Origin of the sequence: Photorhabdus africana (genome assembly GCF_035181445.1) — a bacterium.
GTDB lineage: Bacteria > Pseudomonadota > Gammaproteobacteria > Enterobacterales > Enterobacteriaceae > Photorhabdus > Photorhabdus laumondii.
The window spans coordinates 1-239 of the sequence record NZ_JAXBVE010000281.1 but is presented as its reverse complement, the minus strand read 5'-3'; the positions used below and the strand labels follow the sequence as shown (position 1 = coordinate 239).

General features: G+C 54.0%; 1 protein-coding gene. It reads left to right on the top strand.

Features of this window, described 5'->3' with window-relative positions:
- The coding region (locus tag SLS51_RS23765; protein WP_323840913.1) for a two-partner secretion domain-containing protein at nucleotides 1–239 on the top strand (239 nt) is incomplete at both ends.

The window sequence follows — 239 nt, the reverse complement described above, 5'->3', positions numbered from 1 at the left end:
TAAACAAGGCGTTATCCTCAATAACAGCCATCAGGCCACCCAGACGCAACTCGGCGGCATGGTAGCAGGCAATCCATGGTTAGCCAAAGGGGATGCCAGCGTTATCCTCAATGAGGTCAACAGCCATGACCGCAGTCACCTCAACGGCTGGATTGAAGTGGCCGGGCATAAAGCCGAGGTGATTATTGCCAATCCTTCGGGCATCACCTGTAACGGTTGCGGGTTCATTAACGCGCATC